The 20,242-nt window shown below is 71.2% G+C and carries 21 protein-coding genes; 6 read left to right on the top strand and 15 right to left on the bottom strand.

Annotated elements, in window-relative coordinates:
• Positions 1–15: 15 nt before the first annotated feature.
• The 4 genes from ACH34R_RS05960 to purN all read right to left on the bottom strand — a co-directional run bounded on the left by ACH34R_RS05960 (position 16) and on the right by purN (position 3,396).
• Entirely contained in the window at positions 16–201 is a 186-nt protein-coding gene (locus tag ACH34R_RS05960; protein WP_111169236.1) for a hypothetical protein, read from the bottom strand.
• A 94-nt stretch (positions 202–295) separates the two neighbouring features.
• Positions 296–967 (bottom strand): Uma2 family endonuclease, encoded by a 672-nt coding sequence (locus tag ACH34R_RS05955; protein WP_397560262.1) that lies wholly within the window; start codon positions 965–967, stop codon positions 296–298.
• Between the two features lie 224 nt (positions 968–1,191).
• A complete protein-coding gene (gene purH / locus ACH34R_RS05950) occupies positions 1,192–2,742 on the bottom strand; it encodes a bifunctional phosphoribosylaminoimidazolecarboxamide formyltransferase/IMP cyclohydrolase (RefSeq protein ID WP_397560261.1) in 1,551 nt (516 codons plus the stop codon).
• Between the two features lie 39 nt (positions 2,743–2,781).
• Positions 2,782–3,396, bottom strand: coding sequence for a phosphoribosylglycinamide formyltransferase (gene purN / locus ACH34R_RS05945; protein WP_397560260.1), 615 nt, complete (start codon positions 3,394–3,396; stop codon positions 2,782–2,784).
• Positions 3,397–3,493: 97 nt separating this feature from the next.
• Here purN and ACH34R_RS05940 point away from each other — a divergent pair, with 97 nt between their 5' ends.
• Positions 3,494–3,916, top strand: coding sequence for a hypothetical protein (locus ACH34R_RS05940; RefSeq protein ID WP_397560259.1), 423 nt, complete (start codon positions 3,494–3,496; stop codon positions 3,914–3,916).
• Between the two features lie 21 nt (positions 3,917–3,937).
• Here ACH34R_RS05940 and ACH34R_RS05935 read toward each other — a convergent pair whose 3' ends face one another.
• From ACH34R_RS05935 to ACH34R_RS05920, 4 genes are all read right to left on the bottom strand, one after another.
• Positions 3,938–5,581 (bottom strand): DUF6350 family protein, encoded by a 1,644-nt coding sequence (locus tag ACH34R_RS05935; RefSeq protein WP_397560258.1) that lies wholly within the window; start codon positions 5,579–5,581, stop codon positions 3,938–3,940.
• A 143-nt stretch (positions 5,582–5,724) separates the two neighbouring features.
• Complete coding sequence (gene sucD, locus ACH34R_RS05930; protein ID WP_397560257.1) at positions 5,725–6,603, bottom strand: succinate--CoA ligase subunit alpha; 879 nt, start codon at positions 6,601–6,603, stop codon at positions 5,725–5,727.
• A gap of 2 nt (positions 6,604–6,605) precedes the next feature.
• On the bottom strand, positions 6,606–7,787 hold the full coding sequence (gene sucC, locus ACH34R_RS05925) for an ADP-forming succinate--CoA ligase subunit beta (RefSeq protein ID WP_397560256.1): 1,182 nt from the start codon (positions 7,785–7,787) through the stop codon (positions 6,606–6,608).
• A 217-nt stretch (positions 7,788–8,004) separates the two neighbouring features.
• Positions 8,005–8,412, bottom strand: coding sequence for a cobalamin B12-binding domain-containing protein (locus ACH34R_RS05920; protein WP_397560255.1), 408 nt, complete (start codon positions 8,410–8,412; stop codon positions 8,005–8,007).
• Between the two features lie 283 nt (positions 8,413–8,695).
• Between ACH34R_RS05920 and ACH34R_RS05915 the strand changes: the two genes are divergently transcribed.
• Together ACH34R_RS05915 and ACH34R_RS05910 are read left to right on the top strand one after the other, a co-directional pair.
• Entirely contained in the window at positions 8,696–9,640 is a 945-nt protein-coding gene (locus ACH34R_RS05915) for a hypothetical protein (protein ID WP_397560254.1), read from the top strand.
• Positions 9,641–9,833: 193 nt separating this feature from the next.
• Positions 9,834–10,748, top strand: coding sequence for a hypothetical protein (locus ACH34R_RS05910; protein WP_397560253.1), 915 nt, complete (start codon positions 9,834–9,836; stop codon positions 10,746–10,748).
• Positions 10,749–10,811: 63 nt separating this feature from the next.
• Here the strand turns inward: ACH34R_RS05910 and pcrA are convergent, their stop codons facing one another.
• Positions 10,812–13,070 carry a DNA helicase PcrA gene (pcrA, locus tag ACH34R_RS05905; RefSeq protein WP_397560469.1) on the bottom strand — a complete coding sequence of 753 codons (2,259 nt, stop codon included), beginning with the start codon at positions 13,068–13,070 and terminating at the stop codon, positions 10,812–10,814.
• 153 nt (positions 13,071–13,223) lie between these two features.
• On the opposite strand from pcrA, the gene ACH34R_RS05900 reads away from it, so the two are divergent.
• Positions 13,224–13,943 carry a PIG-L deacetylase family protein gene (locus ACH34R_RS05900; RefSeq protein WP_397560252.1) on the top strand — a complete coding sequence of 240 codons (720 nt, stop codon included), beginning with the start codon at positions 13,224–13,226 and terminating at the stop codon, positions 13,941–13,943.
• Here the strand turns inward: ACH34R_RS05900 and ACH34R_RS05895 are convergent.
• From ACH34R_RS05895 to ACH34R_RS05870, 6 genes are all read right to left on the bottom strand, one after another.
• Positions 13,907–14,152 carry a type II toxin-antitoxin system VapB family antitoxin gene (locus ACH34R_RS05895; protein ID WP_397560251.1) on the bottom strand — a complete coding sequence of 82 codons (246 nt, stop codon included), beginning with the start codon at positions 14,150–14,152 and terminating at the stop codon, positions 13,907–13,909. The genes ACH34R_RS05900 and ACH34R_RS05895 overlap by 37 nt on opposite strands.
• Before the next feature lie 131 nt (positions 14,153–14,283).
• Positions 14,284–15,066: a CPBP family intramembrane glutamic endopeptidase gene (locus ACH34R_RS05890; protein ID WP_397560250.1), complete on the bottom strand. Its 783-nt coding sequence runs from the start codon at positions 15,064–15,066 to the stop codon at positions 14,284–14,286.
• A gap of 35 nt (positions 15,067–15,101) precedes the next feature.
• On the bottom strand, positions 15,102–15,365 hold the full coding sequence (locus ACH34R_RS05885; RefSeq protein WP_397560249.1) for a WhiB family transcriptional regulator: 264 nt from the start codon (positions 15,363–15,365) through the stop codon (positions 15,102–15,104).
• A gap of 118 nt (positions 15,366–15,483) precedes the next feature.
• On the bottom strand, positions 15,484–16,182 hold the full coding sequence (locus ACH34R_RS05880; RefSeq protein ID WP_397560248.1) for a neutral zinc metallopeptidase: 699 nt from the start codon (positions 16,180–16,182) through the stop codon (positions 15,484–15,486).
• 27 nt (positions 16,183–16,209) lie between these two features.
• Positions 16,210–16,845 (bottom strand): response regulator transcription factor, encoded by a 636-nt coding sequence (locus ACH34R_RS05875; protein WP_199537286.1) that lies wholly within the window; start codon positions 16,843–16,845, stop codon positions 16,210–16,212.
• The gene (locus tag ACH34R_RS05870) at positions 16,842–18,068 is read right to left on the bottom strand and encodes a PspC domain-containing protein (protein WP_397560247.1); all 1,227 of its coding nucleotides are present in this window, start codon (positions 18,066–18,068) and stop codon (positions 16,842–16,844) included. The genes ACH34R_RS05875 and ACH34R_RS05870 overlap by 4 nt, the downstream gene beginning before the upstream one ends.
• Before the next feature lie 189 nt (positions 18,069–18,257).
• Here ACH34R_RS05870 and ACH34R_RS05865 point away from each other — a divergent pair, with 189 nt between their 5' ends.
• Both ACH34R_RS05865 and ACH34R_RS05860 read left to right on the top strand, forming a co-directional pair.
• Entirely contained in the window at positions 18,258–19,922 is a 1,665-nt protein-coding gene (locus ACH34R_RS05865) for a PspC domain-containing protein (protein WP_397560246.1), read from the top strand.
• A complete protein-coding gene (locus tag ACH34R_RS05860) occupies positions 19,912–20,142 on the top strand; it encodes a hypothetical protein (protein WP_111170527.1) in 231 nt (76 codons plus the stop codon). The genes ACH34R_RS05865 and ACH34R_RS05860 overlap by 11 nt, the downstream gene beginning before the upstream one ends.
• The last annotated feature ends 100 nt before the right edge of the window (positions 20,143–20,242 follow it).

Here is a 20,242-nt window from a genome sequence, read left to right as displayed (position 1 = left end):
ATCCTATGGGTGCCGTCAGCGGCTTCCCTCGCGGGCGGCGGCCTCGCGCCGCTCGATGATCCGCCTGGTGAACGGAATCCGCTCCATGGCCAGCCCACCCAGGTAGGCCGCGAAGAACGCGAGGATGATCAGGCCGTACGGGGTGGTACTGAAACCGTTCAGCACGACGAAGGCGTGCATGACAGGGTCGATCCAGGCCATGGGCAAACTCCGGGGCAAGTACGTCTAAGGGGATGCTCCAGATTAACCGCCCGAGCGGCCCACTTTGTCCCGAATCAACCAACTCCGCCCTTAGTTATGCCTCCGCACGGCGGATGAAGATCGACGTGTCGAGATCAAGGTCTACGGGCGCGGGCAGGTGTACCGTGACGCCGAGATCGACGGTGATCGACTCCTCGTACCGCCCGTCCACCGGCCTGCTGTACACGATCACCGACGCGGGCCGCCCGATCGGATCGACCAGCAGCATGATGGGGATACCGGCCCGCGCGGCGGTGGCGGGCTTCTCGATCCGATCGACCTGGGTCGTGCCCGGCGAAACGATCTCACCGACCAGCAGGACGCCCGCCGAGTGTAGATCATCTCCCCAGGTCCTGCAGCCCTGGGGCGCGATGACGAGGTCGGGCACATAGGTGTCACGCCGGGGAAAGAAGCAGACGTCGACCGTGCCGCCGAACACGATCCAATCGCGCTCCTTGGCCACGGAGTGCGTCGCGACGACGAAAGCGGTCATCCCGAGGGCGTGGCCGACCCCTCCCGCGGGGCTCATCGTGATCCGCCCGTCGATCGCCGCGACGCTCCAGCCGGGAATGCGCGGAAGCCAACGGTAAACGTCTCGCGCGGTCCGCAGCCTCGTCGGCTGGGCGACGGGCTCGATGTCGGATTCGTCGAAGCCGACCGGACCTACGCCCACGTCGGCCGACACGGCGGGCTCCACGGCCCGGTCCACCGTGAAGCGCTCGGACATCTCATCACCGCCTTCGCGACCGCCGTGATCGCCGCGCGTCGCCGTGCGCTTCCTGGAAGGTGTGGCGGTAGTCGCCATGGGTCGATCACCCTTCGCTCCTGGGGGGACGAGGCATCATCAGAATGACACACTTAGTATCGCCCATGTCACCCTCAGTGGCAGCGAATTGAGGGAATCTGTGTTCGAGTCGGGGCGGGCCCAACGCAGGGGCCCGCCCCGAGGTGTCAGTGGAAGAAGTGGCGGGTGCCCGTGAAGTACAGCGAGATCCCGGCGTTCTGGGCCGCCTCGATGACCTCGGCGTCGCGGATGGAGCCGCCCGGCTCGACCACCGCGCGCACGCCCGCGTCGGCGAGGACCATGAGGCCGTCAGGGAAGGGGAAGTAGGCGTCGGAGGCGGCGACCGAGCCGGTGGCGCGCTCGCCCGCGCGGGTGACCGCGAGGCGGGCGGAGTCGACCCGGTTGACCTGCCCCATGCCGACCCCGACCGTGGCGCGGTCGGCGGCGAGCAGGATGGCGTTCGACTTCACCGAACGGCAGGCCCGCCAGGCGAAGGCCAGGTCGGCGAACACCTCGGCGGAGACCGCCGGGCCCGCCTTCAGCTCCCACGACGACGGCGTGTCGCCGGGGGCGTCGAGGCGGTCCACGCCCTGCACCAGCAGCCCGCCGTCGATCCTGCGGAACTCGCTGGAGTCGGCCGGTCCCGACGGGCAGCGCAGCAGGCGGATGTTCTTCTTGCCGCGCAGCACGGCCAGGGCCTGCTCGTCGAACGCGGTGGCCACCACGACCTCGGTGAAGATCTCCGCGATCTGCTCCGCCAGCTCGGCCGTGACCGCCCCGTTGACCGCGATCACCCCGCCGTAGGCGGACACCGGGTCGCAGGCGTGGGCCTTGCGGTGGGCCTCGGCGACGTCCGCGCCGACCGCGATGCCGCACGGGTTGGCGTGCTTGATGATCGCCACGCACGGGTCGGCGAAGTCCCAGGCGGCCCGCCAGGCGGCGTCGGCGTCGACGTAGTTGTTGTAGGACATCTCCTTGCCGTGCAGTTGCTCGGCCCCGGCCAGCCCGCCGGTCTGCGCGGTGCCGGTGTAGAGGGCGGCCCGCTGGTGCGGGTTCTCGCCGTACCGCAGCACCGACGCCCGCTGCCAGGTCGCGCCCATGAAGCCGGGCCACTCGTCGTCGGCCACGTCCTCGCGGGTGGCGAACCAGGAGGCCACGGCGACGTCGTAGGCGGCGGTGTGGGCGTAGGCGCCCGCGGCGAGCCGGCGGCGGGCCGCCTCGGTGAAGCCGCCCTCGGCGACCGCGGCCAGCACGTCGCCATAGGAGGCGGGGTCCACGACGACGGCGACCGTGGAGTGGTTCTTCGCGGCGGCGCGGATCATGGCGGGGCCGCCGATGTCGATCTGCTCGACGCACTCGGCGTCGGACGCCCCGGAGGCGACCGTCTCACTGAACGGGTACAGGTTGACCACGACCAGCTCGAACGGCTCGATCTCCAGCTCGGCGAGCTGGGTCACGTGCCCGGGGTTGCGCATGTCGGCCAGCAGGCCCGCGTGGACCCTCGGGTGCAGGGTCTTCACCCTGCCGTCCAGGCACTCGGGGAATCCGGTCAGCGACTCCACGGGGGTCACCCGCACGCCGTACGACGCGATCCGCGCCGCCGTGCCCCCGGTCGAAACGATCTCGACGCCTGCCGCGTCGAGGCCGCGGGCCAGCTCCTCAAGCCCGGATTTGTCGTACACGGCGATCAACGCGCGCCTGACGGCGATGCGGGTCACTTCTCATCCTTCCTGGCGGAACTACTCAAAGCCCGGCGGTCACCCGCCAAGGCGAACTCTCCGGCCCGAAACGGACCAGCCCTCGCGGGCCATCCGCCCGATCGTCTCGACCAGCAGCACCCGCTCCACGGCCTTGATCCGCTCGTGCAGCAGGTGCTCGTCGTCTCCGTCGTACACGGGGACGGTCTCCTGGGCGATGATCGGGCCGGTGTCCACGCCCGCGTCGGCGAACATGACCGTACAGCCGGTCACCCGCACGCCGTACGCCAGGGCGTCGCGTACGCCGTGCGCGCCGGGAAAGGCCGGCAGCAGCGCCGGATGCGTGTTGACCACCGGGAACGCCTCGATGGTGGGCGCACCCAGGATCTTCATGAAGCCGGCGCACACCACCAGATCCGGCTTCCAGGCGGCGATGCGCCGGGCCAGCGCGATGTCCCACCCGGCGCGGTCGGGGTGGTCGGCCAGCCGTTCCACGAAGGTCGGCACGCCGGCCCGCTCGGCCCTGGCCAGCCCCTCGATGCCGGTGCGGTCGGCCCCCACGGCGACGATCTCGGCCCCGTAGCCGGCCTCTCGGGAGGCGTCCAGAAGGGCTTGCAGGTTGGTCCCTGAACCGGAGACGAGCACCACGAGCCGGAGGACGGCCTGGTCGGACACGGAGGGGCTCCATTCGGGCAGAGGTCACCGGGACGGCGGGGTCCCGCGCGCCGCAGCCAGGGTACCCTCCGAGGAGAGCAAGGCAGAGGAGGCCCAGGTGACGACACCCGTCCAGACCCCCATCGGGCAGCAGACCCCGGAGGCGGCGGGCCGCCGGGCGGTATGGCTGGCGCTGGCGGCGGTGGCGATGACCCTGCTGTTGCCGCTCGCGGGTGTCGTGCTGTGCATGATCGCCCTGGTGGCCGGCATCCGCGCGGTGGGCGCGCTGCGCCGGGCGGCCAAGCCGTTCGCCCTGGTCGTGACGGCCGTCGTCGTCTCGACGCTGTCGCTGCTGTGGTCGCTGCTCGCGATCGCCGGCCAGATCTACTTCAGCCAGGAGCTGGCCGCCTACACCGAGTGCAAGATCGGCGCGGGCACGGTGGCGTCCATGGAGGAGTGCGTGAACCTCCTGGAGCGCGGGCTGGAGCAGAAGATGCCCTTCCTGAAGCCGGGCGACCTGCAGTTCCCGTTCGCGCCCTGAGCAGGCGGTTCGAGCCGGGGCTCAGTCGCGGTCCCAGGCGTACGGATCGACGTAGATGACGTGGCCCCCACGGTCGTCGCTCTCATCGACGATGTCCTTGCGGGGCGTGCCCGGCCGCCCTGCCGCCGAGTCGGCGCCCGCCTCGGCGGAGGCGTGCTCGTCCATCCAGTCGTCCCTGACGGCGGGGATCTCCTGGGTGTCGTCCTCGGCGGCGTCCAGCCAGTGTCCGGGCAGCCGGTGGACGGCGTCCTGGCGTGGTTCGGCCAGGCCCACCCGGCCGGCCACCTTGGCCAGCGCCGCGCCCGCCTTGCGTACCGGGGCCGCCGCCGTACCGAGCCTGGCCAGCGCCCCGGCGTGACCGCGGGAGGCGCGGAACACCAGCCACCAGTTGGACACCCCCGCCGCGGCCCCTGCGGCCACGCCGACCTCCAGGGTGACCGACAGCATGACCTCCCACGCGGACGGGCCGACGGCGGCCAGCCGGCCGTAGCCGAGCGGCCCGCCGGACAGCGCGGCCAGCAGCCCCGCCACCGCGCCAGTGGTCAGCCCGCACAAGAACCCCCACAGCGGCGCGACCTCGTAGGAGGGCGACGGCGCGACCCGGACCAGGACCAGCCCGGCCACCGCGCCCGCCGCGAACGGCAGCGCGGGCAGGGCCATCAGCCACGGCGAGGCGGGCCCGGCGTCCGGCAGCGCGGCGAAGATCGGCAGGGTCGGCACCTCGCCGAGCTGTACGCCGGTCGGCGCCACCAGGGTGCCACTGCCGATCGCGAACCCGGGCCCGGCGATGTAGGCCAGCCCCCAGATGACGCAGTTGAGCAGGTAGAGGACCTGGATCAGGATCAGCAGCGCGCCGCCGACGACCCCGGGCGACAGCGCGTCCGTCAGCTCGCGCACCTCGCCGAAGTTGATCACGACGGCACCGAGGACCAGCACGAACCCGGCGGCCAGCATGATCGCCAGCGCGGTCGCGGTGCCCTGCGTGAGGGCCCTGGCCCGCTCGGGCAGCAGCCGCAGCATGATCCGCCAGGGCCCGATGGTCCTGGCGGTGGCCAGGCAGCCCGCGGCGAAGGCCAGCAGCAGGTGGCTGACCAGCACTTCGGCGAGGTGCGGCTGGGTGAGGTCGTTGCGCGCGATGAGCGCGATCACCCCGGCCAGCAGCGCGTACGGCGCGGCGAGCGAGACGCCCGCCTGGGCCACCAGGACGAGCTGGGCGCGGCGGCGGGCGCTCGCGAGGTCCTTGGAGCTGCCCTTGGGCAGCCGGGCGGGCATCCGCACCCGCAGGTCGGCGTCCCTGGCCATCCACAGGGCGGCGCGGTAGAGCAGGTAGGCGGGCAGTACGACCAGGCCGAGCGGCAGCAGCCCGATCCGGCCGCTGGGAATGGAGAAGCCCGCGTGGTGGGCGGCGAGCCAGAGCTGCGCCGCCGTACGGAAGACCCCCGGCAGCCCGGGGCCGAACGCGCCGCGCGGGGCGGCGATCCAGCCGATCAGGGTGAGCGTGGTGAGCACGGCGAGGCCGACGCCCAGGGTGCAGGCGGCGGCGATCATGCCGGAGACGGGCAGCGGACGGCGCGTGTCGTCATCGTCGCCCGTGACGCCGGAGCGGGGGATTTTCCCGAGAACGGTCCGGGGGGCGGTCCGTAGCTGGTCGAAGAGGGCCGTCACAGTAGTCGATGTTCTCAGCCTGGACGGCTCGCGCGGCGTTGCCCGGCCCGCGTGTCGCCCGGTTGGGGGCCCATTTCGGGAGACTTCCCCAGGAACGACCGAAGGTGCCGGGTTCGGCACCCGGCACCTTCGGTTCGCGCGTGCTACGCGCGCGAGCGCATGATCTCGCGCATCAGCGCGGCGGTCTCGCTGGGCGTCTTGCCCACCCGTACACCGACCTTCTCCAGCGCTTCCTTCTTGGCTTGCGCGGTGCCCGAAGAGCCGGACACGATCGCGCCGGCGTGGCCCATCGTCTTGCCCTCGGGCGCGGTGAACCCGGCCACGTACGCGACCACCGGCTTGGTCACCGACCGCTCGATGAACGCCGCGGCCCGCTCCTCGGCGTCTCCGCCGATCTCACCGATCATCACGATCGCCTCGGTCTGCGGGTCGGCCTCGAAGGCGGCCAGGGCGTCGATGTGCGTGGTGCCGATCACCGGGTCGCCGCCGATCCCGACCGCCGTGGAGAAGCCCACGTCGGCCAGCTCGTACATGAGCTGGTAGGTCAGGGTCCCGGACTTTGACACCAGCCCGACCGGGCCGGGGCGGGTGATGTCGGCGGGGATGATGCCCGCGTTGGAGGCGCCGGGCGAGGCGATGCCCGGGCAGTTGGGGCCGATGATCCGGGTCGCGTTGCCCTTGGCGACGGCGTACGCCCAGGCTTCGGTGGAGTCGTGTACCGGCACGCCCTCGGTGATCACCACGCACAGCGGCACCGCGGCGTCGATCGCCTCCTTGACCGCGCCCTTGGTGAACGCCGGGGGCACGAACACGACGGACACGTCGGCGCCGGTCTTGTCCATCGCCTCGGCCACCGAGCCGAAGACCGGCAGCCCCTCGTGTACCGTGCCGGCCTTGCGGGCGTTGACGCCGCCGACGACGTTGGCGCCGGAGGCCAGCATCCGCCGGGTGTGCTTGGTGCCCTCGGACCCGGTCATGCCCTGCACGATGATCCGCGACCGCTCGGTCAGCCAGATCGCCATCTTCAGCTCACCCCTACCGCGGCCAGCTCGGCCGCCCGCCGTGCCGCATCGTCCATGGTGTCCACCAGTTCGACCCCGGCCAGGTTCGCGTCGGCCAGGATCTGCCGCCCGAGCGCGGCGTTGTTGCCGTCCAGGCGTACCACCAGCGGCCGCGACACCGCCTCGCCCCGCTCCTCCAGCAGCCGGAACGCCGCGACGACGCCGTTGGCCACCGCGTCGCAGGCGGTGATGCCGCCGAACACGTTCACGAAGATCGAGCGCACCGACGGGTCGGACAGGATGATCTCCAGGCCGGCCGCCATCACCTCGGCGGACGCGCCGCCGCCGATGTCCAGGAAGTTGGCCGGGCGCTGCCCGCCGAACGGCTCCCCGGCGTAGGCCACCACGTCGAGGGTGGACATCACCAGGCCGGCGCCGTTGCCGATGATCCCGACGCTGCCGTCCAGCTTGACGTAGTTGAGGTCGCGGGCCTTGGCCGCGGCCTCCAGCGGGTCCTCGGCGCTCTTGTCGGCGAGGGCCTCGTGGTCGGGCTGGCGGAAGACGGCGTTGTCGTCGAGGGTCACCTTCCCGTCGAGGGCCTTCACCTGGCCGTCGGCGGCCAGGATCATGGGGTTGACCTCGACGAGGGTGGCGTCTTCGTCCACGAAGGCGCACCAGAGCTTCTCGATCAGCTCGGCCGCGCCCTCCAGCGCGCGCACGGGCAGCCCACCGGCCTGGGCGATCTCCCTGGCCTTGGCGCGGTCCACGCCCGTCAGCGGGGAGATGGAGACCTTGGCCACCTTCTCCGGAGCGGTGTGCGCGACCTCTTCGATGTCCATGCCGCCGGAGGCGGAGCAGATGGCCAGGAAGTCACGGTTGGCGCGGTCGAGGAGGAAGGAGAAGTAGTACTCCTCGGCGATCGCGCTGGCCTCCTCGACGAGGACCTTGTGGACCGTGTGGCCCTTGATGTCCATGCCAAGGATCTCGGTGGCCTTCTTGGCCGCGTCGGCGGCGTCGCCGGCCAGCTTCACTCCGCCGGCCTTGCCGCGGCCCCCGGTCTTCACCTGGGCTTTCACGACGACCCGGCCGGTCAACTGCTCCGCCGCGCCGCGCGCCTCCTCGGGGGTGTGCGCGACGATGCCGCGCGGCACCGGGATGCCGTAGGCCGCGAAGAGGTCCTTCGCCTGATGTTCGAACAGGTCCACGAGGGTCCGTCCTTGCTTTTCCGGCTTCTTTGCTACTTGTGGTCTTCGGGTGCGCGGGAAGGCATGCGGGGCCCGGATCGGGCCGCTACAAGATCCGCCGACTGCCCGGCGTTTTCGCCAGTGAAGCCTAGCCCCCCGAAAGACCCGCGCAGGTCACGGGGTCGGTTTTAGCCCCGTCAGACAACCCCACAGAAGCGGCAAAGCATCACAAACCCCACTAAACGCGTGCAGGGATCGCGTCACGGACCCACTCCACGATCTCCTGGGTGGTCGCGCCGGGGGTGAAGACCTTGGCCACGCCCAGGCGGTCCAGCTCGGGAATGTCCTCGTCCGGGATGATGCCGCCGCCGAAGACCTTGATGTCGGCGGCGTCCTGTTCGCGGAGAAGTTCGAGGACGCGCGCGAAAAGCGTCATGTGCGCGCCGGACAGGATGGACAGCCCGATCGCCTGGGCGTCCTCCTGGATCGCGCCGTGCACGATCTGCTCGGGGGTCTGATGCAGGCCCATGTAGACGACCTCCATGCCCGCGTCGCGCAGGGCCCGCGCCACGATCTTGACGCCCCGGTCATGACCGTCGAGCCCGGGCTTGGCGATCACGACACGGATCCGTTCGGTGGGTTCCATCCAGACCTCCCAGAGGGCGTTGCCGTCTCCCGCAGCGTAACCGCACCCCCGGCGAGCCGCCTACCACACCCCACCCTCGCATGAGTGTGAAACGCGGTACTTCTGCACAAGAAACGCACAAGATTTACGGAAAGCGATGTCTCCGATACCCGATGCCGCTATTCATCGTCATTAACTTCTACATTTCCAGGATTCGTGACATTTCCGTGATCACGGCCTGCCAGTATGTTCCGGCACCGTCTCGCGATTCCAGCGAGACGACTTACTGGAGGATCGAATCCCTATGAGGCGACTCATCGCCATCGCGGCCGCAGCGCTCGTCGCGCCCGCTCTGGCCATGGCGACCCCCGCGAGCGCGCAGGCGGCAACGGCCCCCGCCACGCCGGGCGACGCCTTGAAGAAGCAGTTCAGGAACAACCACGGTGTTTCCTACACCGAGTCTTCCCAGACCACTCTTGACGGGAAGCGGCTCGTCGGCACCAAGGTCAAGGCGACCTTTCAGTTCGGCGGCTCGGGGATCGTGGCGTCCGATGCCACGTTCCGTCAGATCTGGGACAAGAAAATGCTCGACGTCTTCAAGAAGGACGCCGAGCACGATTACAGCGGTGAGCAGGAGATCGACTTCGTCAAGCTGTTCACCTCGCCGTACCGGGTGATCGCGCTGCCGAAGGCGTCCTACCTCTCCCACCCCGCCATCACCGAGCACCTGCCCCAGGGCAAGTCGTGGGTCCCGGTGAAGGGCAAGGACGCGATCAAGCCGACCGAGCTGAGCTCGCAGGCGATCAACGTCTTCGAGCCCAAGACGCTCACCACGATCACGGCGAGCGCCAAGGCCAAGGGCAACGGCGGCAAGGTGGACGGGGCGAGCACCACCGTCTACCGCGGCACGATCACCGTCGGCGAGCTGTACAAGCTCTCGCCGTCGTACCGTGGGCAGTCCGTGAACAGGCCCAAGGGCAAGGACGCCAAGGTCAAGATCGACTGGAAGCTGTGGCTGGACGCCAAGAACCTCCCGCGGCGGGTGACCACCTCCGTGGAGCAGGAGTTCATGAAGGCGGAGTACCGAGCCGTCACCGACAGCCGGTACTCCTCCTGGGGCGCCAAGGTGACGATCAAGGCCCCGCCGGCCGACCAGGTCGCCAGCCCCGAGGACCTCGACTTCGGCGGCGAGAACCCGATCGACCTGATCCCGGACGGCACGCTGGGCAGTCTCGTCGGCCGGAAGTGACCCACGACCGGTAGGTGAGCCGTTCCACGACGGCCCCGCGCTCCTGCGAGCGCGGGGCCGTTTCGTCGTGTCCGGCTTCTGGCATCCCTGCCTTTTACCGAAATTAGTTCGTACACGAACTTTATTCGTCGGAACCCGGCGCTCCCGGTCGATACCGTGACCGAACCGAGATCTTGAAGTTCGGGGGAATCAGATGAACGTGCGCTGGAAGGCCGCCCTGGCCGTAGCCACGATAAGCACCGCCACCGCGGCGGCGATGACGAGTGCCGCGGGCCCGGCGACGGCGAAGGACACGGTGACGCCGGTCGATCACATCCTGCCCGGCTGGGCCGTCGATCCCACGGCCCCGGTGGCCGCGCTGCGCCGGCAGCTCGCCGAGCGCCGCGGGGTCCGCGTCGCCGAGGTCACCACCAGCGCGGTCAACGGGGAGCCGGTGGCGCGGGTGCGCACCGACACCACCGTGGACTTCGAGGAGTCCGGGCCGGTCGCGACGAGGGTGTCCATCACCGCGAACACCTCCGGTGCGAGCGTGCGCATGGAACCGGAGACGGCCTGGCCGCTCATCACCGATGACGCCTACTACCCGGGCTACACCGGCAACCCGGGCAACCCTGGCTACACGGCCTACCCGGGTCCGGGCGCCCCGCGACTGGCCGCCGCGACCCCCACCTCCGCGGGGCCGGTCCACCTGCTGGAGCCCGACACGCTGCGGGCCGTACTGCTCAGCGCCTACACCGGCAGGCAGCCGTCAGAGGTCCTCGACGGCACGCCCACCACGGTGATGTCCGGCACGATCAGCATGGGCGAGCTGGCCCGCGTCTCCCCGGGATTCCGCAGCACCCACGCCAGGTACGACCCGGACACGGCGGTGAGCTGGCGGCTCTGGCTCGGCCAGGACGAACTGCCCCGGCGGCTCACCACCACCTGGACCAGGCTCGACAACTCGCGCTCCAGGACCACGACGATCAACGACTCGCGGTTCACCGAGTGGGGCAGGCGCGCCGAGCGGCCCACGACCGAGACGCGCCGGGCCACGGCGATCGACCTCGGCTCCGTGGGCGTCAAGCTCCAGGGACTGCCGGACTTTCTGTCCGGTCTCTTCCGCTGATCGCACCGCGCACCCCGGACCGGGCCCACTGCGGCCCGGTCCGGGGTGCGCGTTTCGCGTGGATCAGAGTTTTTCCATCGGGGCGTAGGCCGCCATGAGGGTCTTTTCGCCCGAGGCCCCGAAGTCCACCTTGACCTTGGCCTTCTCCGCCATGCCGTCCACCGAGACCACCGTGCCCAGCCCGAACTTGTCGTGGGTGACCCGGTCGCCGGGCGCGTAACTGGCCACCGGCCGGCCACCGGTGTCGCGGGAGCGGGCCGCGGGCTCGCGCCGGGTGGTCGCCGCGGACCAGGCGGACTTCTCCGGGTCGGTGCGCCAGTCGATCAGGTCGCGCGGCACCTCGGCCAGGAACCGCGAGGCCGGGTTGAACGAGGGCGCGCCCCACGAACTGCGCACCGCCGCCCTGGTGACGTAGAGCCGCTGCTGGGCGCGGGTGATGCCGACGTAGGCCAGGCGGCGCTCCTCCTCCAGCTCCTTGGGCTCGCCGAGCGAGCGGGAGTGCGGGAACACGCCGTCTTCCAGGCCGGTCAGGAACACCACCGGGAACTCCAGCCCCTTGGCCGTGTGCAGGGTCATCAGCGTCACCACCCCGCCCGAGGTGGACTCGGGGGCCCGCTCACCCGGCGGCACGACGCCCGCGCCGCCACCGGGGATCTGGTCGGCGTCGGCCACCAGCGAGACCTGCTCAAGGAACTGGACCAGCGTGCCCTCCGGGTCGGCCTCCTCGAACTCGGCGGCCACCGCGATCAGCTCGTCCAGGTTTTCCAGGCGGCTTTCGTCTTGCGGGTCTTCGGAGTTTTCCAGCTCGGCCCGGTAGCCGGTGCTGACCAGCACGTCTTCGGCCAGCGCGGCGGGCGGCACGCCCTCGGCCTTCTCCTGGAGCTCGGTCAGCAGCGCGGTGAACTCCTTGATCGCGTTGAGCGATCGGGTGGCCAGGCCGGGGGCCTCCTCGGCCCGTAGCAGCCCCTCCCAGAACGAGATCCGCTCTCTGGTGGCGAACGCCTCCACCATCGCCTCGGCCCGGTCGCCGATGCCGCGCTTGGGCACGTTGATGATCCGCCGCAGCGACACCACGTCGCCGGGGTTGGCCAGCACCCGCAGGTAGGCCAGCAGGTCGCGGACCTCCTTGCGCTCGTAGAAGCGCACCCCGCCGACCACCTTGTACGGCAGGCCGGTGCGGATGAAGATCTCCTCGAAGACCCGGGAGGCCGCGTTGGTGCGGTAGAAGACCGCCACCTGACCGGGCGCGACGCCTTCGTCGTCGGCCAGCTTGTCGACCTCCTGGGCGACGAACATGGCCTCGTCGTGCTCGTTGTCGGCGACATAACCGACGATCTTGGGCCCGGCGCCCTGGTCGGACCAGAGGTTCTTCGGCTTGCGGCTCTCGTTGCGGGAGATGACGGCGTTGGCGGCGCTCAGGATGTTCTGGGTGGAACGGTAGTTCTGTTCCAGCATGATCGTCCGGGCGTCGGGGTAGTCGCGCTCGAACTCCATGATGTTGCGGATGGTCGCGCCGCGGAACGCGTAGATCGACTGGTCGGCGTCGCCGACCACGCACAGCTCGGACCGGTCGTCGCCCTCGCGGACCACCTCACCGTCGGCGGTCTTCACCGCCGTGTGCCCGACCAGCTCCCTGACCAGCGTGTACTGGGCGTGGTTGGTGTCCTGGTACTCGTCGACCATGACGTGCCGGAACCGCCGCCGGTAGTGCTCGGCGACCTCGGGGAACGCCTGGAACAGGTTGACCGTGAGCATGATCAGGTCGTCGAAGTCCATCGCGCCGGCCTCGGTGAGCCGCCGCTGGTAGGCGCGGTACGCCTCGGCGAGGGTCTTCTCCAGGTGCGAGCCGGCCCGGTCGGCGGCCGACTCGTAGTCGATCAGCTCGTTCTTCAGGTTGCTGACCTGGGCGGAGAACGACCGGGGCGGGTAGCGCTTGGGATCGAGGTCCATCTCCCGGCAGACCATCGCCATCAGGCGCTGGGAGTCGGCCTGGTCGTAGATGGAAAAGCCGCTGGGAAAGCCGAGCCGCTTGGCCTCGCGGCGCAGGATGCGGACGCACGCGCTGTGGAAGGTCATCACCCACATCGCGGCCGAACGCGGGCCGACCAGCTTGTCGACCCGCTCCTTCATCTCGCGCGCGGCCTTGTTGGTGAAGGTGATCGCGAGGATCTCCGGCGGCCGGACGTCGCGCTCGGCCAGCAGATAGGCGATGCGGTGCGTGAGCACCCTGGTCTTCCCCGAGCCGGCGCCGGCCACGATGAGCAGCGGGCCGCCGTGGTGGATGACGGCCTCCCGCTGCTGCGGGTTGAGGCCGTCGAGCAACGAATGATCAGCAGAGACTCGGGTGGACACCCCCCTAGGTTATGACCGGGCACCGACAAGTACGGCCATGAAGCCCGGAATAGCGCCCACTTTCGCGGCGTTGCGCGGGGAAGAGGATCAACGGGGGAACCCGAGACCACGGGAGGCCGCTCAGTGCTGCGCGACGATGAGATCACCAAGGTGCTCACCGTGATGGCCCACCCCGACGACATCGACTTCTCCGCGGCCGGCACGATCGCCACGCTGGTGGACCGCGGGGTCGAGGTGATCTACTGCCTGACCACCGACGGCGACGCGGGCGGCTTCGACCGGGAGCTGGACAACGGCGGCATGGGGGCGCTTCGCCGGGCCGAGCAGACCGCCGCGGCCAAGGCCGTCGGGGTGACCGACCTGCGGTTCCTCGGCTACTCGGACGGCACGGTCGAGGCCGGCCTGGGCCTGCGCCGCGACATCGCCCGGGTGATCCGCCAGGTGCGGCCCGACCTCGTCATCACCCACAGCCCCGAGCGCAACTACGCCGTCATCGCGCCCAGCCACCCCGACCACCGGGCGGTCGGCTCGGCCGCCCTCGACGCGGTCTACCCCGACGCGCGCAATCCCTACGCCTTCCCCGAACTGCTGTCCGAAGAGGGGCTCGCCGCCTGGACGGTCCGCGAGGTGTGGCTGGTCGGGGGTCCGGCCCCCGACCACTTCGTGGACATCACCGCCACGATCGACCGCAAGCTCGCCGCCCTCCAGGCGCACGCGAGCCAGGTCTCCCACCTGGAGACCTTCGCCGACTTCGTACGGCAGCGGTTCGCCGAGACGGCCGAGCGCGCGGGGCTGGGCCCCGATGCCTACGCCGAGGCGTTCCAGCGGGTCTCGACCGACTGACGGCCGGCGCACGGCGTGCCCGGCTCGGCCGGGTGGCGCCTCCCGTCGATCGGGCGGCGGCGTACGTCGACCGGCTGGCCGGCGCGTTCGGCCACGAGCCGCAGCGCCGCCTCCACGGTCTCCTTCATGGTCTGTGTGCCGAGCTGGCGCTGCGCCGACTCCAGCAGTTCCTTGTCCACGTCGATGACGGTACGCACGTTGACCCCCACCTCCCGACCCTCCCCCTGCCACCCCCCGGCCTCCACGCGGAGAAGGTAACGACAACGCGGGCGGTCCGGGGGCGGCCCGCGCCCGGCGTCAACCCGGATGGCAAGAATCCCCCATGCCGGAGTGGGGAACCTCAACCACGGGGGTGAGAATCGTTATCGGGCAGGTTGGCGGCCAACCTGGCGAAGGCGTAGCCGAGCGAATTGGTGGCGGTGTGGAACAGCGAGGGGGCCAGCAGGCCGTTCCTGCGGCGCAGCTCGCAGTAGACCACCCCGGCGGCGGCGGTGGCGACCACGCTGCCGACCACCACGCGGGCGGTGTCCAGGTGCTTCTTCCACGGCCGCGGCGGCGGGGCCTCCTCGGGATTGCGGATCTCCTCGACGATCTCCTCGATCGTCTCCTCGATGCCCTCGCCGGAGGCCAGGCGGCCCAGCGCCGGGTTGGCCTCGGCCATGTCGATCGCGGGCAGGATGTGCCACAGCCCGAACAGTGCGGAGGACACGGCGGTGGCGGTGGCGGCCCCGTGGCTGCGGGCGAGCGTGCCGTACACGACACCGCGGAACCCGACCTCCTCCAGCAGCACCGTGCCCACCGGCACCTGGAGCAGGGCCTCCTCCAGCGCCCGCGCCCTGGTCAGGCCGAGCGCCCGGTCATCGCGGAAGAACCTGCGCGTCGCGGGCAGCGCCACCCCCGCCGTGTACGCCGCGACGACACCGGCCGCCAGCGCGCCGCCCACGACGGCTCCCCGCCTGCCGCGGTGGAACCCCAGATCCTCCCAGCTCGCGCCGGACCTCCTGGCCATCGCGACGAGCAGGGCGGTGGCCGCGGCCGAGGTGAGCGGCCCCAGGCGGGGCGCGATCCGGTTGTTCAGCACGTTGGCGGCCACCAGCACGGCGACCTGCTTTGGCAATGTCACACGTGGCACGCTACGGCACAAACACCCCTAACAGCTCAACTGGCCGCGGGTCGCCGCCAGTTCGCCGGGAAGCGCGACCGGCGCCGCTCCTGCGGCGTCATCCCGCCCCAGATGCCCTCGCGCTCACCCGCGCGCAGCGCGTAGGCGCGGCACTCGGCCATCACCGGGCAGCGACCGCACACCGCCTTGGCCCGCGTCTCCTGGTCCAGGGACGGCGCGGGCGGGAAGAACAGCTCAGGGTCGCTCGACCGGCATGCCCCGCGCCGCGCCCAGCCGATCTCCCCGGAAGCCTCCCGCATAACGCCTCCCCGACGTCGCCAGCGTCACGCCTCGACCCTAGGCCCGCGCCCCGCCGGGTCACATCCCCCGAAAGGCGGAGCCGGATGTCAGCGTCCGGATGTACGCCGGGGGCTCCGGTCAGCAGGAATCGACGCCCTGGTTGTAGCCGCCGGCGAACGCCTGCTGGCGCTGCCCCGCGGTGCCGTGCGCGTCGGGCCGCCACCAGGCGTCGGACGGATCGCCCGCCGAGGCCAGGTTGATCAGCAGTTCCTCCTCGTCGCCCTCCTCCGCGTTGAGCGCGCCCGCCGAGACCAGCGTGCCGAGCGCGCCGCCCGCGTAGCAGTCGGCCTGCAACTCGCGCTCGACGTTGAGGCGGAAATCGCTCATCGTCTGGGCCTGAACGGCGTGGCCGATCTCGTGCAGGATGATCAGGTAGATCGAGGCGTCGCCGAGGCGGTCGTTCATCTCCCGCATCCACCGCTCGTCGAAGGCCACGAAATGGCCCTCGGGGCAGTAGAAGGCGTTGTTGGGCAGCGCGGGCTCCCCCGCGCACGCCGGGCCCTTCGGCGGCCGGTAGGCGATGAAGTCGCGCAGCGGCTCGTAGCGCAGGCCGTCGGCCTCGAACCGCCGCCGCCAGAAGTCCTCGCCGAGGCTTCTGGCCAGCTCGACATCGCTCTCGAAGGTCTCCCCGCCCGGCTCACTCGCGGCCGGGGTGGCGCTCGCCGAGCGCTCGGGCGACCCTTCGGCCGCCGGGTCGCGATCCGGCCCGCCGCCGCATCCCGCCGTCAGTACGGCCAGCGCCAGCGCCGCCAGTGCCGGGAGGAGTCTGCTCAGCACGGCCCCATCGTGACCCATCGAGGCCCGTCAGACCAGACGGCGTGCGGTGGCCCAGCGGGAGAGTTCGTGCCGGTTGGAGAGCTGGAGCTTGCGCAGCACCGACGACACGTGCGTCTCGACCGTCTTGACCGAGATGAACAGCTCCTTGGCGATCTCCTTGTAGGCGTAGCCGCGCGCGATCAGCCGCAGCACCTCGCGCTCGCGCTGGGTCAGCGAGTCGAGCTCCGGGTCGATCGAGGGGGCCTCGCTGGAGGCGAACGCATCCAGTACGAAACCCGCCAGCCGGGGCGAGAAGACCGCGTCGCCCTCGGCCACGCGCTTGATGGCGTCGGTCAGCTCCCGGCCGCTGATCGTCTTGGTGACGTAGCCGCGCGCGCCGCCCCTGATGACCCCGATGACGTCTTCGGCCGCGTCGGAGACCGACAGGGCCAGGAAGCGCACGGAGGAGCCGGAGCCGAGGACCCGGCGCAGCACCTCTTGCCCGCCGCCGCCCGGCATGTGGACGTCCAGCAGCACGACGTCGGGCTCCAGCTCGGCGATCCTGGCCACCGCGGTGTCGACGTCCTCGGCCTCTCCGACGACCTCGATGCCGTCGCCCAGCTCCGCCCGTACCCCCGACCGGAACAGCCGGTGGTCGTCCACGATCAGGACCCTGGTGCTCACGAGTTCTCCACCTTCATGGTCAGCATGACTTCTGTGCCTTCCCCGGGCGCGGTGCGTATGCGCGCGGACCCGCCGTTGCGCTCCATCCGGCCGATGATCGACTGCCGGATGCCCATCCGGTCGTCGGGCACCGTGTCCAGGTCGAAGCCCTTGCCCCGGTCGCGCACGAAGATCGTCACCTCTTCCGGCTCCACCTCGGCGTACACGGACACCACCGCCGATTCAGAGTATTTCGCCGCGTTGACCATAGCCTGCCGGGCGGCGTGGACCATGGCCGAGAATCGGGAGTCGAGGTCGCGGTCGCCGACGCAGACGATCTCGATCGGCACGCCGTGCGCGTCCTCCTCCTCGGCCGCGACCCGGCGGACGGCGGCGGCCAGCGTGGCGTCGGCGTCCTGTTTGGGCTGGTAGAGCCAGTTGCGCAGCTCGCGCTCCTGGGAGCGGGCCAGGCGCTGGACCTCGCGGGAGTCGTGCGCGTTGCGCTGGATCAGGGTCAGTGTGTGCAGCACCGAGTCGTGGACGTGCGCGGCGAACTCGGCGCGCTCCTCCTGCCTGATCCGCTCGCGGCGTTCGAGCTGGAGCTCCTTCCACAGGCCGGCCAGCCAGGGCGCGGCGATCACCGCGAGCCCGCCGACCACCACGGCGGTGAACAGCAGGCCGGGCCGCATCTCGGCGAACTCGCCCTGGACGTACAGGAACCCGCTGGCCCCGATCACCACCAGGGCCATGCCGATGAGGCTTCTGATGTGGTTGTGGCGCACGCCCTTGACCGCGCCGCTCATCCAGCGCCTGCGCCGGTCGGGGTCGGCCTGCTGCCACAGGATCAGCGCGCCGATGCCGACCACGGCGATCGGCCAGGTGGCGATCCCGCCCCCGGACGCGCCGGTGAGCCAGCCGAAGGCCATCAGGGCCATGCCGATCGCGGTGAAGGCGGCGATCTGGCTCCAGTCGCGCTGGGGCGGCACGCCCTCGTACGGCCGGCGCGGCGTGAACAGCCACAGCGCGGCGTAGGCCACGATGCCGATGCCGTTGACCACCGTGAGCAGCACGAAGGCCAGCCGGATGACCACGGGATCCAGGTTGAGCTGCTGTGCGATGCCCTTGGCCACGCCCGCGACGAGCTGCCCGTCCACCGGACGCGTCATCCGGTGCTCGGGGGCCTCCGGCGGGGGAGGCGGCGGCGCCACGGGCGGCGCGTCGCGGAGAGTTTTTCGGTCAGCCATATGTCAGCATCGTCACACGTCGCGCGGTATCGCGCATCAGGCATCGCCCTGAGGCCGCCCCTGACCTCCATTGTGCTGCGTGCCGGGGATCGCGGCCACCTGGGCGTCTCGCGCGGCACCTGAGCCTCGGGGATGAGTCAGGGGTGTCCCGGATAGTGACGCGCCACACCGAACCACCACGATGGAGGCATGAGCGATACCGGGAATGACGCGCGCGAGCCTGCTTCGGACGAGGCCCGTGAGCAGCGGCATGCCCCGGACCAGGACACCCCGGCCGCCGGGCGGTCCCAGCAGCACGAGCGGCACGAGCAGCACGACACGCGATCCGGGCAGGGCAAGCCGGATTCCCCGGGCTCCTCGAAGCCCTCGGACTCCTCGGATTCCTCGGATGACGACGGGTTCTGGAACGGTGTAGCGCGCAGCCAGGAGGGCCGCATCCTCACGGGGGTGTGCGCGGGCCTGGGCCGCCGCTCGGGCATCGACCCGGTGCTGTTCAGGGTGGCGGTGACCGCGCTGGTGATCGCCTCCGGCATCGGGATCATGCTCTACATCGCGGCCTTCCTGCTGATGCGGGCCCCGGACGGCGGGCCCGGATACGTCGAGCAGTGGACCAACCGCATCTTCGACGCCGAGACGGTGATGGCGCTGCTCACCGGCGTGTTCGCGGTGGGCCTGATGGTCAACCTGGCCGCCGACGGGATCGGCCCCGGCACGCTCGTGGTGGGCACCCTGTTCGCGCTCGCGCTGCTGGCCGCGCACGCCGGGGGGATCGACATCCTGGCGCTGCTGCGCTCGGTGCCGGAGCGGGTGGCCGGCCGCCGGGGCGTACGGCGCGCGTCGGCGTACGCCCGCCCCCCGGTGTACGGCCCGCCGGTCCCCTACACCGAGCCCTCCCGCCCGCAGACCTCCTACCTGTGGTCGGCCGCTTCGCCCACGGCCCCGCCGCGGCAGGCGCCCACGCCGCCGTACGGGCCGCCGCCCCAGCCGCCGCGTGCGCCCGAACCGCAGGACGTACGGGACAGGTCCATGCCCCCGCACCCGTCGGCGGGCGCGCCCTTCGCCCCGCACGGGCCCTACGCCCCGCAGCCGTACCAGCCGTTCTACCAGCCACTGGACCCACGGCGGCGGGGCGAGTACCCGGGCGGCCCAGGTGGCACGGCCTACCCGCCGGTCCCCGGCCAGGCCCCGCAGGGGCCGCCACGGCCGCCGGAACGCCCCCGGAAGGCGCGCAAGCCGCGCCGCCCGCGGACCTTCCTCGGCACCATCACCGTCTTCGTGTCCGTACTCGTTGGGGGGATCATCATGGCGGGCCACTCGGGCCCCGGGGAGTACGTCGGCATGCACGTGGTCGGCGGCGCGATGCTGATCACGGTCGGCGTGGGGCTGCTGGTGGCCACCTGGTTCGGCCGTGGGGCCGCGCTGGTCGCGGCCGGCACGGTCATGGCGCTGGCCGTGGCCATCGCCGGGTCCGGCCCGGACATGCCCAGCTCGTTCGGCGCGCGCCAGTGGCGGCCCACGGATCTGACGGCCGCCGGGCGGGTCTATCAGGTCGATGTCGGCGAGGGCAGGCTCGACCTGCGCCAGCTCACGTTCCCGGCGGGTTCGCGCACATTCTTCACGCTGGAGGTGTCGGTCGGCGAGCTCCAGGTGATCCTGCCGCCCGACGTACGCGTCGAGGTGAAGGCGAGAGCCAGGCTGGGCGACATCAAGATCGATCATTCCCTGAAGGGCGGGTCCAACGTGCGGTTCGAGAAGACGCTGGAGCCGGAGATCAAGCCGGAGGGCGTGCCCGCGACGGTGTACCTGGAGATCAAGGCGGGTCTCGGCGACGTGGAGGTGCGCCGTGGGGCCTGAGACCCGTCCCGACGCCCTGGGCGACCAGGAGCCGCGCCCGCGCCGCACCCACCGCACCGACTGGATGGCGCTGCTGAGCGGCCTGCTCTTCCTGATGCTCGGCATCGGGTTCGTCTCCGGGAGGCTGACCGACCCGTTCGTGGCCGTCCCGCTGCTGGTGGCCGGACTGGGCCTGGCCGGGTTCGTCAGCGTGATCGCCCGGGTGATCCGCCGCAGGTAGGCCCCGCGGCCGTGGCCGGGATTTTGCCATGAGCACGGCGAGGGGAGCTTGACCGGCGGGAGCAGGGGCGTACGTTCGCAGATGTCGGCTCGTCATCGGC

The sequence above is a fragment of the Spongiactinospora sp. 9N601 genome (assembly GCF_044326295.1).
Taxonomy (GTDB): Bacteria; Actinomycetota; Actinomycetes; order Streptosporangiales; family Streptosporangiaceae; genus Spongiactinospora; species Spongiactinospora gelatinilytica.
The sequence above is the reverse complement of the archived record's forward strand: the minus strand, read 5'-3'. Positions and strand labels throughout refer to the sequence as shown.

Bases quoted from the DNA above. Each gene is read 5' to 3' on its own strand.
- ACH34R_RS05915 (WP_397560254.1), top strand. From the start codon at position 8,696: ATGAGGCGACTCATCGCCATCGCGGCCGCAGCGCTCGTCGCGCCCGCT.
- ACH34R_RS05865 (WP_397560246.1), top strand. From the start codon at position 18,258: ATGAGCGATACCGGGAATGACGCGCGCGAGCCTGCTTCGGACGAGGCC.
- ACH34R_RS05885 (WP_397560249.1), bottom strand. From the start codon at position 15,365: ATGCGGGAGGCTTCCGGGGAGATCGGCTGGGCGCGGCGCGGGGCATGC.
- ACH34R_RS05920 (WP_397560255.1), bottom strand. From the start codon at position 8,412: ATGGAACCCACCGAACGGATCCGTGTCGTGATCGCCAAGCCCGGGCTC.
- ACH34R_RS05960 (WP_111169236.1), bottom strand. From the start codon at position 201: ATGGCCTGGATCGACCCTGTCATGCACGCCTTCGTCGTGCTGAACGGT.
- ACH34R_RS05910 (WP_397560253.1), top strand. From the start codon at position 9,834: ATGAACGTGCGCTGGAAGGCCGCCCTGGCCGTAGCCACGATAAGCACC.
- ACH34R_RS05955 (WP_397560262.1), bottom strand. From the start codon at position 967: ATGTCCGAGCGCTTCACGGTGGACCGGGCCGTGGAGCCCGCCGTGTCG.
- sucD (WP_397560257.1), bottom strand. From the start codon at position 6,603: ATGGCGATCTGGCTGACCGAGCGGTCGCGGATCATCGTGCAGGGCATG.
- ACH34R_RS05870 (WP_397560247.1), bottom strand. From the start codon at position 18,068: ATGGCTGACCGAAAAACTCTCCGCGACGCGCCGCCCGTGGCGCCGCCG.